Genomic DNA, 13,968 nt, shown 5'->3' with positions numbered 1-13,968 from the left:
GATGACCATAGCAAGTTGGTCCCACCCCTTCCCATCCCGAACAGGACCGTGAAACAACTTTGCGCCGATGATAGTGCTGCAACCAGTGTGAAAGTAGGTTATCGTCAGGCTTGTTATTCGCAGTAGAAGAAAACCCGATCAGCAATGATCGGGTTTTTTTTCGTCTGGCGACTTAGGGGGGGCGGTGGTGCTGTGGGGGCCGGTGGTGCTGTCGGCTTACGCGCGCAGCGCTAAGCCGACCTACGCCGACCTGCACCGATCCGCCGACCGACGGTCAGTGCGAGGGGGCTGACCCCGGCTGTTCATCCGCTGCCAATGCAACAGACGAAAAAAAGGCAGCGCTGCGCGCTGCCTTTGTCATTTATCAAACCAATTAAAAGTGATAAGCGACTTTGACGTTCATGTAATTGACGCCGCTGTTCGGTTTCTTGTAGCCGCCGTTCGAGAAATGCTGGATTTTCGCAGCGACTTCCCATTTATTATTGAAGACATACCCGATGCCGATATGGTCGCCGAACTGGAAGTGGGTCGACAGGCGGTTATCGTCGTTATCGTACAGCTTGGACAGCATGTGCACGCCAATGCCACCTTCCGCGTAGAAGCCCAGTTTATTCGTGTTTTCAAAGCGGAAGACAGGGGTAAAGCCCAGGTCCCACAGTTTTTGATGCTGGCCAGGGACGTTGCGATAGCTCTTGCCATCCCAACCGCCGATGCTGGCATCCCAGTAACCGCTCAGCTGCGTGCCATTCGATACAAACCAGGCTTTATCCCAGTTCGAAGTCACGCCAGCACGCAGCATTTGTACTTTGACGCCCTTGGCATATTCGCCGTAGACGGAGTCGATCAGTTTGTCGTCGGCGGCAAAGCCGGCGTTGGCCGCCATCAGCGCGGTAACGGCGGCGATGGATTTGAGGAGATTCTTCTTGAAGAACATAGAGGCTTTCATCGTAAAATTGGCCGATAGGCTTGTCTTGTTTGTACAGGCACCTTGCTTTGCATGCCGCTCTCGCCACTTGTTGATCTTAGGGGTTCAATTGACATTCTCTACAAAAATCGCATTTCTTGGTATCGGTCTGATGGGGGATCCGATGGTCCGGTGCCTGCTACGCGCTGGATATTCTGTCACAATTTGGAATCGCACGCACAGCAAGGCCGAAGTCCTGCGTGCGGCAGGGGCGCAGCCGGCCGTTTCCGTGGTTGAGGCGGTCAATGGCGCGGACGTGGTCATCTCGATGCTGGAAGCCGGTCCCATCGTGGCACAGGTGCTGCAAGAGGCGCTGCCGGCCCTGGCCACTGGCGCGATCTGGATCGATATGAGTTCCACCCAACAATCAGAAGCCCAGCAATTTCATACCACTGTGCACGCCGCTGGCCATGGCTTCATCGATGCGCCCGTGTCGGGCGGCGTCGGCGGGGCGCAGGCGGGCACCCTGGCCATCATGGCTGGCGCCAGCGCCAGCGATTACGCGCGGGTTGAATCGATTCTGGCTGCCATGGGACGCCCGACTCTGGTGGGGCCGGCTGGCAGCGGTCAGGTGGCCAAGCTGTGCAATCAGCTGATCGTCGGCGCGACATTGACTATCGTGGCGGAAGCCTTGCTGCTGGCACAGGCTGCCGGCGCCGATGCGGGCGCCGTACGCGCCGCGATTCGTGGTGGTTTTGCCGAGAGCAAGATTTTGGAAGTGCATGGCCAGCGCATGCTGGAGCGCAACTTTGTTGCCGGTGGTCAGGTGAAAAGCCAGATCAAGGATATGCACAACATCCTCGCGGCAGCCGAGGCGGCCCACGTCACCTTGCCGGTGACGCAGCTGGTGACGCAGCGCTATGAAACCCTCGCCACCAGCCACCCGACGGCCGACCATGCGGCGGCTTTGCTGGCCCTGGAAGCCTTGAATCCAGGCCAGCGTTTGGGCACTGGTCCGGATCAACTGAGCTGATTCAAGCGACGGGCAGGCTCGCTTCGGCCAGCTTGACCCAGAAACTGGCGCCGATCGGCAACAGATGGTCGTTGAAGTCATAGCTGCCATTGTGCAAGACGCACGGCCCCAGGCCGTGGCCGCCATCGCGGTGCTCGCCATCGCCATTGCCGATGAAGATGTAGCAGCCGGCCTTTTCTTGCAGGAAGAAGGCGAAATCCTCCGCGCCCATGGTAGGTTCGACATTCGCGTTGACCTTGTCGGCGCCCACCACGCTTTTCATGACGTCGACGGCAAACGCCGTTTCTTTCGCATGGTTGACCAGCGGCGGATAGTTGCGCTTGAAGTGGAAATCGACTTCCGCGCCAAAGGCGGCGGCCGTGTGCACGGCGATGTCGCGCATGCGCTCTTCGATCAAGTCCAGCACGGGCGTGGTGAAGGTGCGCACTGTGCCGACCAGGCTGGCGTCATCGGGAATCACATTGGTGGCGCTGCCCGCATGGATTTGCGTGATCGACAGCACGGCCGTGTCGAGTGGACTTTTGTTGCGGGTAATGACGGTTTGCCAGCTTTGCGCAATTTGTACAGCCACCATCACGGGGTCGATGCCCTTGTGGGGCTGGGCCGCATGCGCGCCCTTGCCTTTGACGGTGACGTGGAATTCATTGCTGGACGCCATCATCGGGCCTTCCACCACGCTTAGCGTGCCCGTTTCCGCGCCTGGCCAGTTGTGCATGCCGTAGATGGCGTCCATGGGAAAGCGGGTAAACAAGCCATCTGCGATCATTTCGCGCGCGCCGGCGCCGCCTTCTTCGGCCGGCTGGAAGACGAGGTAGACCGTGCCGTCGAAGTTGCGGTGCTGCGCGAGGTGATGGGCGGCGCCCAGCAGCATGGCCGTGTGGCCGTCGTGGCCGCAGGCGTGCATCTTGCCCGGGTGGCGTGAAGCATGCTCGAAGGTATTCATTTCCTGCATCGGCAAGGCATCCATATCGGCGCGCAAGCCGATGGCGCGCTTGGACGTGCCATTTTGGATGATGCCGACCACGCCAGTGCGGCCCAGGCCGCGTACCACGGGAATGCCCCATTCCGTCAGCTTGGCGGCGACCACGTCCGAGGTGCGCTGTTCTTCGTAGCACAGCTCGGGGTGCGCATGCAGGTCGCGGCGGATACCTTGCAGCTCGGATTGAAACGCCAAGATCGGATCAACTAGTTTCATGGGACTCTCCTGTGGATGCTGGCACGCAGCAATGTATGGCGCGCCGGACCGCGCTTGTTTGATCAAAAACAGGCGCGGCTAATAGTGCATTGTAGCCCTTGTTTGCCGGGTAAATCCAGCGCACGGACGTGCTTGCTGCGGCGCCAACAGCAAGCGCGCGGAATGGTTTACAGTATCGCCTTCCCCCAACGTTTTTTGGATTACCCCATGACCACCACCCAAGTGCGCGCCGCCTGCCCGCTCGATTGCCCCGATACCTGCGCCTTGCTGGTCACCGTGACCGATGGGGTGGCCACCGCCGTCAAGGGCGATCCCGACCACCCGACCACGGCTGGCGTGCTGTGCACCAAGGTATCGCGCTTCACGGAGCGGACCTACCATGCGGACCGGCTGCTGCATCCGCTGCGCCGCGTGGGCAAGAAGGGCGAAGGCAAGTTCGAGCGCATCAGCTGGGAAGAGGCATTGCAGACCATCGCCGCCCGCTTGAAACCGATCGCCGCGCGCGATCCGCAGGCGATCTTGCCGTACAGCTACTGCGGCACCATGGGCCTGGTGCAGGGCGAATCGATGTCCTCGCGTTTCTTCAACCAGCTGGGCGCTTCCCTGCTGGACCGCACCATCTGCGCCTCGGCCGGCGCCACCGGCTACCGCTATACGGTGGGCGCCAGCATCGGCACGGACCTGGAGCAGTTCCAGAACGCGAAATTGATCATCATCTGGGGCGGCAACCCGATCGCCTCGAACCTGCACTTCTGGATGCGCGCGCAGGAAGCCAAGCGCAACGGCGCCACCCTGATCGCCATCGACCCCTACCGCTCGCTGACGGCCGAAAAATGCCATCAGCATATCGCCTTGCTGCCGGGCACCGATGCGGCCCTGGCGCTGGGTTTGATGCATGTCTTGATCACCGAAGACCTGGTCGACCATGACTACATCGAACGCTACACGGTCGGCTACGATGCCTTGAAACAGCGCGCGCTGGAATGGCCGCCTGAACGCGCGGCCCAGGTGTGCGGCATCACGGCCGCGGAAGTGGTGGAACTGGCGCGCCTGTATGGCCAGGCGTGCCGTTCCGGCGAGGGCGCCGCCATCCGTGCCAACTACGGCGTGCAGCGCGTGCATGGCGGCGGCATGGCCGTGCGCAATATCGCCTGCCTGCCGGCCCTGACGGGCGCCTGGCGCCATCCTGCGGGCGGCATGCAGCTGTCGAGCTCGGGTTCCTTCCCCGTCAACCGCAAGGCCCTGCAGCGCCCTGATTTATTGAAAGGCACGCCGCGCACCATCAACATGAGCACCATCGGCGACGATTTATTGAAAGAAAGTTCCGCCGGGTTCGGCCCGCAAGTCGAGGCCGTGATCGTCTACAACTCGAATCCGCTGGCCGTGGCGCCCGATTCCTCGAAAGTGGCGCAGGGTTTTGCCCGCGAGGATTTGTTTACGGTCGTGCTCGAGCACTTCCAGACCGATACCGTCGATTACGCCGACATCGTGCTGCCCGCCACCACGCAGCTGGAGCACGTCGATGCGCATTCCACTTACGGCCATTTGTACATGATGGCGAACAATGCGGCCGTGGCGCCGCTGGGCGAAGCGAAGGCGAATACGGAAATTTTCCGTCTGCTGGCGCAACACATGGGCTTTGATGATCCGTGCTTCCAGGAAAGCGACGATGCGCTGGCGGCCAAGGCCTTCGATGCGACGGATGCGCGCGCCGTGCATTTCGACTGGGAATCGCTGAAACGCACGGGCTGGCAAAAGCTGGCCATGCCCGAGGCGCCCTTTGCCGAGGGCGGTTTCCCCACGCCATCGGGCAAGTGCGAGTTGTATTCCAGCGCCATGGCGCAGGCGGGACTCGATCCCTTGCCCACGTATATCGCGCCGCATGAATCGCAAGCGAGCAATCCCGTGCTGGCGGCGCGTTTCCCGCTGGCCATGATTTCGCCGCCGGCGCGCAACTTCCTCAATTCCACCTTCGTCAATGTGAAAAGCCTGCGCGCAGCCGAGGGCGAGCCGCACCTCGACATCCACCCGGACGACTGCGCCGCGCGCGGCATCGCGGCCGGCGACATGGTGCGCATCTTCAATGACCGCGGCAGCTTTGTCGCCAAGGCCAGGGTGACGGACAAGGCGAGGAAAGGCTTGGTGGTGGGCTTGTCCGTATGGTGGAAGAAACTTGCCAGCGACGGCAAGAACGCCAATGAAGTGACGAGCCAGCGCCTGACGGACATGGGTCGCGCGCCGACGTTTTACGATACGCTGGTCGAAGTGGAAAAGGCTGCCTGAGCATGGCCCTGGCGCGCTGGCCGGCCCGCCTGCTTGTCGGCATGCTGTGCCTGTCGCTGGGCGGCTGCACGCAGCTGCGCTACTACACGCAGGCGGCGCAGGGGCAATATGCGCTGTGGTCCGGCGCGCGCCCCATCGGTGACTGGCTCGATGATCCGGCCACCGAGCCGCGCCTGAAAGTGCGCCTGGCCAAGGCGCAGCAGATCCGCCGCTTTGCCGTCAGCGAACTGGACTTGCCCGACAATGGCAGCTACAAGAATTACGCCTCCCTGCGGCGCCCGTTCGTGCTGTGGAACGTGGTGGCCACGCCGGAACTGTCGCTGCAGCCGCTGCAATGGTGTTTCCCCATCGCCGGCTGCGTCAATTACCGCGGCTATTACAGCAAGGACGAGGCGCTCGCGTATGCCGACGAGTTGCGGGCCCAGCATTACGACGTGCAGGTGGGCGGCGTGCCTGCGTATTCCACCTTGGGCTGGTTCGACGATCCCCTGCTGTCGACCTTTATCAACTACAACGATGCGGAACTGGCGCGCCTGATTTTCCATGAACTGGCGCACCAGGTGGTGTACGTGCCCGGCGATTCGGCCTTCAACGAGTCGTTTGCCAGCGCCGTGGAAGAGGCGGGCGTGCAGCGCTGGCTGGCGCGCGAGGGCAATGACGCGATGCGTGCGTCATACGCCCAGTATGCGGCGCGGCGTCAGGATTTCCTGGCCTTGCTGCTGACATATCGGGGGAAACTGGAAGCCGTGTATGCGAGCGAGGCCAGCGATGCGGAGAAGCGCGCGCGCAAGGCGCAGGTGTTTGCGGCATTGCAAGACGCGTATCAGGTGCTCAAGCAAAACTGGGGTGGTTTTGCCGGTTACGACCGCTGGTTCGAGCAGCCTTTGAGCAATGCGCACCTGGCTTCCGTGTCTACCTACAATGAATTTTTGCCTGCCTTCAAAAAATTGCTGGAAGAAAAAAAGAACTTTCGTGCTTTTTATGCTGCAGTGCACACAATGGCCCAGCTCAAGAAGCCTGAGCGCAGGCATGCGCTGGAACAATTGTCCAGCCCCTGACCCGTAAAGATTGTCCAGTACGCCGAGGCAAGCGATTCGGTAACAGCGTATTTATCATGCTGCAATGCAGCATAAAAACGCCCTAGAGTTGCTGCTCGAATACTGTTGAAAGCGCTTGCATGGAAGCGCGGCGCCCGATAGCATCGCATTAGTAGCATAGAGCAATTGCTCGTCAGAATGCTCAAACTGACTGCAGGACGACAGAATCCGCAGCGATGATCCGCGTCGGCAAGATGCGCCGGCTCCCCCACGATTATTCGAGACAAGAGGCACAGGATGGAAAAAATTTGGCTGAAGTCGTATCCTCCCGGCGTCCCCGCCGACATCGATCCTGATCAATATCGTTCGCTGGTGCATTTGCTGGAAGAAGCGTTTCAAAAATATGCGGATCGCAATGCCTATGTCTGCATGGACAAATTTCTCACCTATGCCGAACTCGATACCTATTCGCGCCAGCTGGGGGCCTTTCTGCAAAGCCGTGGGCTGAAGAAAGGGGCCAGGGTGGCCCTGATGATGCCGAACGTGCTCCAGTATCCGGTGGCCATTGCCGCCGTCTTGCGCGCCGGCTACACGGTGGTCAACGTCAACCCTTTATATACGCCGCGCGAACTTGAGCACCAGCTCAACGATTCGGGCAGCGAAGCGATCATCGTGCTGGAAAATTTTGCCCATACGGTCGAGCAAGTATTGAGCAAGACGGCCGTCAAGCACATCGTCGTCGCCAGCATGGGCGAAATGCTCGGTGGCTTGAAGGGCATGATCGTCAATTTTGTCGTGCGCAACGTCAAGAAGATGGTGCCCGCGTATTCCTTGCCGAACGCCATGCGTTTCAAGCAGGCGCTGGCGCTGGGCAGCCGCATGAAGCTCACGCCCGTCGAACTGAGCATCAACGATGCCGCCTTCCTGCAATACACGGGCGGCACGACGGGCGTGTCGAAAGGCGCGACCTTGAGCCACCGTAATGTGATCGCCAATGTGCTGCAAAGCGAAGCGTGGTCGGGCGCGGCGCTCGACCAGAACAGCAAGGAACAGATGATCGTGGTCTGCGCCTTGCCGCTGTACCATATCTTTGCCCTGACGGCCTGCGCCATGTGGGGCACGCGCGTGGGCGCGCTCAATATCCTGATCCCGAATCCGCGCGATATCCCGGGCCTGATCAAGGAACTGGGCAAGTACAAGTTCAACCTGCTGCCTGCGGTCAATACGCTGTATAACGCGCTGGTGAACCATCCCGATTTCGCCAAGCTCGATTTCTCGGGCTTGAAGATCGCCAATGGCGGCGGCATGGCGGTGCAGCAAGCCGTCAACGACAAGTGGCTGCAAGTGACGGGCGTGTCCATCATCGAAGGCTACGGCCTGTCCGAAACGTCGCCCGTCGCCACCTGCAACCGTGCCGACAGCACGGCGTTTTCCGGCACCATCGGCTTGCCCGTGCCATCGACCGATATCGCCATCCTCGACGACGACGGCAAGGAAGTGCCGCTGGGCCAGACGGGCGAGATCGCCATCCGTGGCCCGCAAGTGATGAGCGGCTACTGGAACCGTCCCGACGAGACGGCCAAGGTGATGACAGCCGATGGCTACTTCAAGTCGGGCGACGTGGGCATCATGGACGAGCGCGGCTACGTGAAGATCGTGGACCGCAAGAAAGACATGATCCTCGTCTCCGGCTTCAATGTGTATCCGAACGAAGTCGAAGCCGTCATCGCGGCCCATCCTGGCGTGCTCGAGTGCGCCTGCGTGGGCGTGCCGGACGAACACTCGGGCGAGGCCGTGAAAGTGTTTGTCGTGCGCAAGGATCCGAACCTGACCCAGGCAGTGCTGGCCGCATATTGCAAGGAACAATTCACGGGCTACAAGCGGCCGAAATACATCGAGTTCCGCGATGAACTGCCGAAGACCAACGTCGGCAAGATTTTGCGTCGCGCCCTGCGTGACGAAACGAAGATAGCAGCATAAACAGTGTGGGATGCGCCAGGAGGCGCGTCCCTTTTACAGATAAAGATGAGGCGAGATGGACAAGATTTGGTTGAAGTCGTACCCGGACAGCGTTCCCGCAGAGATTGATTGCACGCAATACCGTTCCGTCACGCATTTGCTGGAAGAGTCGTTCCAGAAATATGCGGACCGCAATGCGTTCGTGTGCATGGATAAATTCCTTACCTACCGCGAGCTCGACCAGCTGTCGCGGCAGATGGGCGCCTGGCTGCAAAGCCGTGGCCTGAAGACGGGCGCGCGCGTGGCGATCATGCTGCCGAACGTGCTGCAATATCCAGTGGCCATGGCGGCGATCCTGCGCGCCGGCTACACGGTGGTCAACGTGAATCCCTTGTACACGCCCCGTGAATTGCAGCACCAGCTGATCGATTCGGGCAGCGAAGCGATCATCGTGCTGGAAAACTTCGCCACCACGGTGGAGCAGGTGTTGCCGCATACCCAGGTCAAGCATGTGATCGTTGCCAGCATGGGCGATTTGCTGGGCGGCTTGAAGGGTGCCATCGTCAATTTCGTCGTGCGCAAGATCAAGAAAATGGTGCCCGCTTTTTCCTTGCCGGGCGCCATCAGCTTCAACAAGATGCTGGCCGAAGGCGCACGCTTGACCTTGACGCCGGTGCAGCAGGGCCATGACGATATCGTCTTCCTGCAATACACGGGCGGCACGACGGGCGTGTCGAAAGGCGCGATGCTGTTGCACCGTAACGTGATTGCCAACGTGCTGCAAAACGAGGCGTGGATGGCGCCCGTGATGACGAAGGAAATGCGCGCCACCTCGATGGGATTCATGTGCGCCTTGCCCCTGTATCATATCTATTCGCTGACGGTCAGCGCTTTGATGGGCATGCGGGTGGGCGGCTTGAACGTGCTGATCCCCAACCCGCGCGACATTCCTGGTTTCGTCAAGGAATTGAGCAAGCACAAGATCGTCGTCTTCCCTGCCGTCAATACCTTGTACAACGCGCTGCTGAACAATGCCGACTTCGCCAAGCTCGATTTCTCCAGCTATAAAGTATGCAATGGCGGCGGCATGGCCTTGCAGCGCAACGTGGCCGAACGCTGGCTGAAACTGACGGGATGCCCGCTGATCGAAGGCTATGGCATGTCGGAAACATCGCCCGTGGTAACGGGCAACCGCGTCGACATCACTGAATTCACGGGCACCATCGGCTTGCCTTTCCCCTCGACGGAAGTGGCGATTCTGAACGACGACGGCGTGGAAGTGCCGCTGGGCGAGCCGGGCGAAATCGCCGTGCGCGGCCCGCAAGTGATGGCCGGCTACTGGCAGCGTCCGGACGAGACGGCCAAGTCGATGACGGCCGACGGCTACTTCAAGACGGGCGACGTGGGCGTCATGGACGAGCGCGGCTATGTGAAGATTGTGGACCGCAAGAAAGACATGATCATCGTCTCCGGCTTCAATGTGTATCCGAATGAAGTGGAAGACGTGGTCGCTTCGTGCCCGGGCGTGCTCGAATGCGCCTGCATCGGCGTGCCGGACGCCAACGCGGGCGAAGCCGTGAAAGTATTTGTCGTGCGCAAGGATCCGAACCTGACGGTGGAACAGATCCGCGAGCATTGCAAGCATGAATTGACGGCCTACAAGAAACCGAAATACATCGAGTTCCGCGATGAATTGCCGAAAACCAATGTCGGCAAGATCCTGCGCCGTCAATTACGCGACGAAAAGAAAGTCGCCTAGTTCGCCGCCAGGGCCGTGTCCGCCGCTAGGTGCCGTCCTGGCCGGGCGGGCAGGCCGAAGCAGGGGCGCAGCAAGTTCACCTTGCTGATCAGCAGCGACGTTGCCAACCAGCAAGTCGCCACCGTGCCGGCCAGTACCAGCAGCGGTTCCAGCACGGGGCCCAGCTTCAAGGGCACCAGCCAGTAAGCCAGCAGGATAATCGCGCTCTGGTGCAGTATGTACCAGGGAAACACGGCCTGGCGCGCCCATGGCAGCCAGGCAAAGGGGCGATTCAAAAGCGTGTGCGACCAGCCCAGGATGGCGCAGATGGCCAGCCACATGTACAGCTTGCGCAGGGGCCAGGAGCCGAATGAAGCCCAGGTCAGCAGGTTCTCCGAATAAATCTGGTCGAAAAACATATACACGGCAAACGCGCCCAGGCCCAGCCACAGCGTGTGCCAGCGCAAGCGCGCCAGTTCCGTCCACAATCCCTTGTCATTGCCCAGCCACCAGCCATACACGAACAGTGTGAAATACATGGCGTGCGCATACCAGTCGCGCACCAGCGCATGGGTTTCCGGATAGCGCATTTTGAGGAAGACCATTGCCGCCAAGGGCGGCATGGCTGGCAGGACGAGCAATTGCCATCCGCGCAAGCGCTGGAACAGGGGACGCAGCGACGTCAGCAGCGGCTGCAGCGCCACCAGCACGATGATGTACAGCAGCAAGTACACGAGATACCACAGGTGGTTCCAGGTAAAGCCATATTGCCAGCCATCGAAGGCGCCTGCCGGCCAGGCATGGCCGCCAAAGTAGTGCAGCAGGAACTGCCCATATCCAGGCTCGACCAGGCCCTTGCTCACACCTTCGCAATACGGCTGGATGGGAATGATGACGGCCATGCCGAACAGCAGCGGCAGCAGCAGCCGCTTGGTCCTGCGCCAGAGGAAGGCGCCGCGCGACGCCTGCGTCATCATGGCGCAAGAGACGCCGGAGATGAGGAAGACGATTTCCATGCGCCAGCGGTTGAGGAAGACCAGCGGCATGTTCAAAGCATCGGTGGCGTAGCTGCTGTGCATGTGAAAGTGCCAGCCGTCCATGTACAGCAGGGCAGTGTGATAGACAATCAGCAGGCTAAAGACGAGAAAGCGCAAGGCGTCGATATCGTGACGGCGGGAGTCTATGGTCATGATCGTGGGCGAGTGGTGAAGGAAGCCCCAGCATAGGCAGCGGCGGGGTAGCGTGCCAGCGAAATGGGACCAGCGGACGGCTGGCTGGGACGAATGGCTCGCCTGGGACGGGCGTGGGACCTTACAATCATGTAACTCATTAACCCCCGAAACCATGCACATCGCTTCCACTGACCTGTTGCAACGTTATCAACGCTGGCGCCGCGTGGCCGAGCCGGGATTCTGGATCGTGCTGTATCCGCTGCAGGCCAGCGTCAACAGCTGGCTGGTCTGGCTCGACCTGCAGCGCGCCGGCGTCAATACGCCATTCTGGGAAGTGGCCGTGTGGGAGTGGAGCAGCAATCTGGTGCTGCTGGCGCTGGTGCCCGTGGTCGTGCTGGCGGGACAGGTCCGGCCGCTGCAGCTGGTGTTTCAGCGCCAGAACCTGCGCTGGCACCTGGCCGCGTCGGTTGTCTACAGCCTGGTGCATGTGGCGGCCATGGTGGCCTTGCGCAAGCTGGCGTACTGGAGCCAGGGCAGCCACTATGATTTCGGCGCCTGGTGGCGCGAGTTGCCGTATGAATACCTGAAAGATGTGCGTGCTTACTTCCTCGTCCTGCTGGCCGTGGGCTTTTATCAGTTGCTGCTGATGCGCTGGCAAGGCGAGGCGACGTTGCTGGACGAGCCCGATGAGGGACCGGCCGTGGAACCGGTGCAGCAGCCGGAACGTTTCCTGGTGCGTAAGCTGGGCAAGGATTTCCTGCTGCCCGCAGTCGACATTGAATGGATACAGGCCTGGGGCAACTATGTGAACCTGCACGTGCGCGGCCACGATTATCCGCTGCGTTCGACCATGGCCGCCATCGAGCGCCGCCTCGATGGCAAGCGCTTTGTACGCGTGCACCGCAGCTATATCGTCAATCTGGATTTCGTGCAGGCCATCATACCGCTGGAATCGGGCGATGCGCGCGCCGTGCTGTCCACGGGCGGCGAAGTGCCCGTCAGCCGGCGCTATCGCGACGCCTTGAAAAGCGTCGCCTAGGTGCGTTGCAGGCCCGCCTTGCCATCCTGCACGGTGAAACTGGCCAGTGTCGCGATGCCGGATGTGCTGTCGCGTACATTTTCCAGGCCCTGGAACAGGGCCGTGCTTTTCTCTGGCGTGATCTCCAGCAACATATAGCCGCGCTTGTCGCTGCGGCCGTAGCGGATGTGCGGGTTCATCGCCACGTACTGGTCCGTGCGCGCCTGCGGGCGGGAACTCGACGTGATCGAGGTGCCGCAAAACTCGGTCGCCAGCACGGGATTATCCTTGCCGGTGGGCCGCATGGCGTTGCGGCTCAGGTCCGTCGCATAAAAAGTGTGCACGTCGCCCGACAGCACCAGCGGGTTGCTGGCCTTGCTGCTGCGCAAGGCGTCGAGCAAGTGCTGGCGCGCCATGGGATAGCCATCCCAGCCATCGGTCCAGACGCGCTCGTCGCCTGCCCGCACGATGGGCACCTGGCTCGATTGTGCCATCAGGGTTTGCTGGGCCAGGATATTCCAGCGCGCCGGGGAGTCATCGAGGCCCGCTTGCAGCCAGCGCTGCTGTTCTTCGCCCAGCATCGTGCGCTGTGGTTTCAGCAGGTCGGGGCAGTTGCGCGTGGTGACGGAATTGGAGCCGCCACGGCCGGGCCTGGCGCAGGCGTGGTAGGCGCGGTATTGCCGGTCGTCCAGCACATGGAAGCGCGCCAGGCGGCCCCAGTCGTAGCGCTGGTAGATGCGCATATCGACAAAGCCGCGTCTGCCCAGCGGCAGCAGGCGCAGCGGCATGTGTTCGTAAAACGCCTGGTAGGCGGCCGCGCGGCGCTGCAGGAACGTGGGCGTGAGCAATTCGTCGCGGTCGTTGCCGTAATCGTTGGCCACCTCATGGTCGTCCCAGGTGACGATCCATGGCGCGGCCAGGTGCGCGCCCTGCAAGTCGCGGTCGCTCTTGTATTGCGCATAGCGGGCGCGATACTCGTCCAGGGTAAAACTTTCATGCGTGCGCACGGCCCGGCTCGGGTGCTGCAACTGGTACGGTCCCCATTCATAGATGTAATCGCCGAGGAAGGCCACCAGGTCCGGCGCGGCCGCGGCGATGTGCCGGTGCGCCGCATACGCGCCGAATTCCCAGTGCTGGCACGAGGCCACGGCCAGTTTCAGCGAGGCAGGCAGGGAATTTGGCTCGGGCGCCGTGCGCGTGCGGCCCACGGGACTGACGGCGTCGCCCAGCATGAAGCGGTACCAGTACCAGCGTCCCGGTGCGAGGCCGCCCACGTCGACGTGCACGCTGTGCGCGAGGGCGGGCGTGGCCGTGGCCTGGCCCTTGGCAACGATGTGGCGAAAACCTTCATCGTCGGCCACTTCCCAGCGCACGTTGAGGGCGATGGCGGGCGTGGCGGCCGCTTGCAGCGGGTCGTAGCAGATGCGCGTCCACAGCACGACGGCGTCGGGCAAGGGCGAGCCGGAGGCGACACCGAGCGCAAACGGATAGCCCGTGCCATTGAGGCGCGTGGCGGCGCTGGCGCTGGAACCGGACAGCACGCTGCCGGCGGCGACCAGTGCCGTGATGCGCGCAGCGCTCAGCAAGAAAATGCGGCGCTGGCTATCCATGGTGTGGAATGATTACGAC

Annotated in this window: 10 protein-coding genes and 1 rRNA gene; 7 read left to right on the top strand and 4 right to left on the bottom strand. The window is 61.5% G+C overall.

All coding sequences use genetic code 11. The features are described 5' to 3' along the window. Positions 1-110, top strand: a 5S ribosomal RNA gene (rrf, locus tag ACQ4W4_RS08265); the annotation flags it as partial. A 263-nt stretch (positions 111-373) separates the two neighbouring features. Here rrf and ACQ4W4_RS08260 read toward each other — a convergent pair. After that, the gene (locus ACQ4W4_RS08260) at positions 374-946 is read right to left on the bottom strand and encodes an acyloxyacyl hydrolase (protein ID WP_227742064.1); all 573 of its coding nucleotides are present in this window, start codon (positions 944-946) and stop codon (positions 374-376) included. 106 nt (positions 947-1,052) lie between these two features. Here ACQ4W4_RS08260 and ACQ4W4_RS08255 point away from each other — a divergent pair, with 106 nt between their 5' ends. Beyond that, positions 1,053-1,937, top strand: a complete 885-nt coding sequence (locus ACQ4W4_RS08255) for an NAD(P)-dependent oxidoreductase (RefSeq protein WP_436541551.1) — start codon at positions 1,053-1,055, stop codon at positions 1,935-1,937. A gap of 1 nt (position 1,938) precedes the next feature. Here ACQ4W4_RS08255 and ACQ4W4_RS08250 read toward each other — a convergent pair whose 3' ends face one another. Beyond that, positions 1,939-3,132, bottom strand: a complete 1,194-nt coding sequence (locus tag ACQ4W4_RS08250) for a M20 aminoacylase family protein (protein ID WP_436541537.1) — start codon at positions 3,130-3,132, stop codon at positions 1,939-1,941. 207 nt (positions 3,133-3,339) lie between these two features. Here ACQ4W4_RS08250 and ACQ4W4_RS08245 point away from each other — a divergent pair, with 207 nt between their 5' ends. From ACQ4W4_RS08245 to ACQ4W4_RS08230, 4 genes are all read left to right on the top strand, one after another. After that, a complete protein-coding gene (locus tag ACQ4W4_RS08245; protein ID WP_436541536.1) occupies positions 3,340-5,415 on the top strand; it encodes a molybdopterin-containing oxidoreductase family protein in 2,076 nt (691 codons plus the stop codon). A 2-nt stretch (positions 5,416-5,417) separates the two neighbouring features. Beyond that, complete coding sequence (locus ACQ4W4_RS08240) at positions 5,418-6,473, top strand: aminopeptidase (protein ID WP_436541535.1); 1,056 nt, start codon at positions 5,418-5,420, stop codon at positions 6,471-6,473. A gap of 276 nt (positions 6,474-6,749) precedes the next feature. After that, positions 6,750-8,432 (top strand): long-chain fatty acid--CoA ligase, encoded by a 1,683-nt coding sequence (locus tag ACQ4W4_RS08235; protein WP_436541534.1) that lies wholly within the window; start codon positions 6,750-6,752, stop codon positions 8,430-8,432. 55 nt (positions 8,433-8,487) lie between these two features. Beyond that, a complete protein-coding gene (locus ACQ4W4_RS08230) occupies positions 8,488-10,170 on the top strand; it encodes a long-chain fatty acid--CoA ligase (protein ID WP_436541533.1) in 1,683 nt (560 codons plus the stop codon). Here the strand turns inward: ACQ4W4_RS08230 and ACQ4W4_RS08225 are convergent. Next, entirely contained in the window at positions 10,167-11,339 is a 1,173-nt protein-coding gene (locus tag ACQ4W4_RS08225; protein ID WP_436541532.1) for an acyltransferase family protein, read from the bottom strand. The two genes, ACQ4W4_RS08230 and ACQ4W4_RS08225, sit on opposite strands and share 4 nt — an antisense overlap. Before the next feature lie 154 nt (positions 11,340-11,493). Here ACQ4W4_RS08225 and ACQ4W4_RS08220 point away from each other — a divergent pair, with 154 nt between their 5' ends. Then, positions 11,494-12,360, top strand: a complete 867-nt coding sequence (locus ACQ4W4_RS08220; protein WP_436541531.1) for a LytTR family DNA-binding domain-containing protein — start codon at positions 11,494-11,496, stop codon at positions 12,358-12,360. Here the strand turns inward: ACQ4W4_RS08220 and ACQ4W4_RS08215 are convergent. Continuing rightward, positions 12,357-13,949 (bottom strand): alkaline phosphatase D family protein, encoded by a 1,593-nt coding sequence (locus tag ACQ4W4_RS08215; protein ID WP_436541530.1) that lies wholly within the window; start codon positions 13,947-13,949, stop codon positions 12,357-12,359. The two genes, ACQ4W4_RS08220 and ACQ4W4_RS08215, sit on opposite strands and share 4 nt — an antisense overlap. Between the last annotated feature and the right edge of the window lie 19 nt (positions 13,950-13,968).

It is taken from the genome of Janthinobacterium glycogeni (assembly GCF_051380725.1).
Taxonomy (GTDB): Bacteria; Pseudomonadota; Gammaproteobacteria; order Burkholderiales; family Burkholderiaceae_D; genus Janthinobacterium.
The sequence above is the reverse complement of the archived record's forward strand: the minus strand, read 5'-3'. Positions and strand labels throughout refer to the sequence as shown.

Bases quoted from the DNA above. Each gene is read 5' to 3' on its own strand.
- ACQ4W4_RS08230 (WP_436541533.1), top strand. From the start codon at position 8,488: ATGGACAAGATTTGGTTGAAGTCGTACCCGGACAGCGTTCCCGCAGAG.
- ACQ4W4_RS08215 (WP_436541530.1), bottom strand. From the start codon at position 13,949: ATGGATAGCCAGCGCCGCATTTTCTTGCTGAGCGCTGCGCGCATCACG.
- ACQ4W4_RS08235 (WP_436541534.1), top strand. From the start codon at position 6,750: ATGGAAAAAATTTGGCTGAAGTCGTATCCTCCCGGCGTCCCCGCCGAC.
- ACQ4W4_RS08220 (WP_436541531.1), top strand. From the start codon at position 11,494: ATGCACATCGCTTCCACTGACCTGTTGCAACGTTATCAACGCTGGCGC.
- ACQ4W4_RS08260 (WP_227742064.1), bottom strand. From the start codon at position 946: ATGAAAGCCTCTATGTTCTTCAAGAAGAATCTCCTCAAATCCATCGCC.
- ACQ4W4_RS08250 (WP_436541537.1), bottom strand. From the start codon at position 3,132: ATGAAACTAGTTGATCCGATCTTGGCGTTTCAATCCGAGCTGCAAGGT.
- ACQ4W4_RS08240 (WP_436541535.1), top strand. From the start codon at position 5,418: ATGGCCCTGGCGCGCTGGCCGGCCCGCCTGCTTGTCGGCATGCTGTGC.
- ACQ4W4_RS08245 (WP_436541536.1), top strand. From the start codon at position 3,340: ATGACCACCACCCAAGTGCGCGCCGCCTGCCCGCTCGATTGCCCCGAT.
- ACQ4W4_RS08225 (WP_436541532.1), bottom strand. From the start codon at position 11,339: ATGACCATAGACTCCCGCCGTCACGATATCGACGCCTTGCGCTTTCTC.